Origin of the sequence: Gilliamella sp. wkB178, from assembly GCF_001690705.1 — a bacterium.
In the GTDB taxonomy this organism is placed as follows: domain Bacteria; phylum Pseudomonadota; class Gammaproteobacteria; order Enterobacterales; family Orbaceae; genus Gilliamella; species Gilliamella apicola_K.
Genome location: NZ_LZGK01000015.1, coordinates 1 through 1,747 on the forward strand (window position 1 = coordinate 1; position 1,747 = coordinate 1,747).

General features: G+C 25.6%; 1 protein-coding gene. It reads right to left on the bottom strand.

The features are described from left to right. Positions 1 to 101: 101 nt before the first annotated feature. The gene (locus A9G13_RS09565) at positions 102 to 731 is read right to left on the bottom strand and encodes a helix-turn-helix domain-containing protein (protein ID WP_176701962.1); all 630 of its coding nucleotides are present in this window, start codon (positions 729 to 731) and stop codon (positions 102 to 104) included. Between the last annotated feature and the right edge of the window lie 1,016 nt (positions 732 to 1,747).

The window sequence follows — 1,747 nt, forward strand, 5'->3', positions numbered from 1 at the left end:
ACTGCTACAGTAGCAGCAATAAGAGTTTTCTTTAAACTTATCATATTTGATAGACCTTACAGTAATTTTTTTTTATTAGATTATTTTAACACATAATAAATTCAATTGCCTAAATCTATTAAGGCATTTAAATCCTTAATGAAGATGTATTTACCTTTTACAGATAGTATGTTTTTTTCTTGAAATTTAGTTAAACACCGGCTAACTGTTTCAATAGTTAAGCCTAAATAATTGGCAATATCAGCTCTGCTCATCGCTAATTTTATGTTTAGTGATGTGTGACCGCGTTGTTCATAGCGTTGATAAAGAGAATAAATAAAAACAGCTAAACGTTCATCAGCTTTTTTTTGCGAATAACATAATACTAATTTCTGATAATTATAAATGTCATTACTAAGTAAACTGAAAATAGTATCTCTAACTTTTTTATTAATTTCAATTAAAGACATTAGTTCATCATATTTCAATTCACAAACTAAGGTATCGGTAAGAGCTTTTATATTATTATTGTATATTTGAGTTGAAATCGAATCTAACCCAACAATATCACCAGGTAAATAGAATCCATTAATTTGTTCATTCTTATCCTGAGTGGTGATATATGTTTTTAGAGCACCGGAATGAATGATATAGAATTTAATAAATTTGGTATTTTGGGTAACTAAGATTTGGTCTTTAAGATAAGACTTTTTGCGATCTAAAACTGTACCTAAGGTATTATTTAGTAACATAGGTATACATAATGAGCCAATACTACATAATTCACAGGGAACAGAATAACTGTTCGATCGTAATGGCTTGTAAATGCTTTGCATAATTATTTATTTATTTAATCCTAGCGTATGGTTAATAAGATTACCATCTTTATTAAGAAACAACAATTATTCCATAGGTATTATTTTATATTTGTTAGCCACTTAAAAAATTTTTTTAAAGAATAAGTAAAGATAGAGGGGAATACTAAACTGGTATTAGGAAATCTCTAATTTAATAGTTTTAGGATAAAAACCTTGCATTAAGGTTATTTAACATAATATACATTATGCGCACTTAAGTATTTATATGTTCAATTAAACAAATAATGGGAATAATTATTCACTACAATTTAAATTACAAATAATGATTTGTACGATAGATAAACTAATTATTCGAATTAGAATTCTTTAGTAGCATTATTTCTGTTATATAGCCCTTCATATTATGCAATCATTATTGACTCTAAATTGAAAACAATATAAAAACAAAATCACAATTCTGTGGTGTAACTAATGAGCAGCTATTAATTTAGTGCTATTCATTTAGATAGACCAACTTAAGTAGGTTTTTATACTGAAACGTATACTTCTCAGGAAACATCTTTACAGCTATATCATAACTGATAATGTAAGAATACATCTTTGCTTCGGAATAAATAAAGTGAATCAATATCACTGATAACTTGACTGGAAAATAGACATCAAAGTGACTTTTATTATTTCCAATAATCAGATACTCAAATATTATTATAACTTGAGATAAACCTACATTGCTTGTGCGATAACTTAATAATCACTTTAAAAAATAGCACAGCAGGATTTTTTAAATTTATTCTTACGAATTATTTATTCAGAACATCTTAAAATGCATATTATATTTCTTCTTTTATGCTAACTACCTATTACATGAATTTTTATGTTCATATTAATGGTATAAATAATTATTATAAATCAATATATTAAAGTTGGTATAATGTATATTATGTTAAATA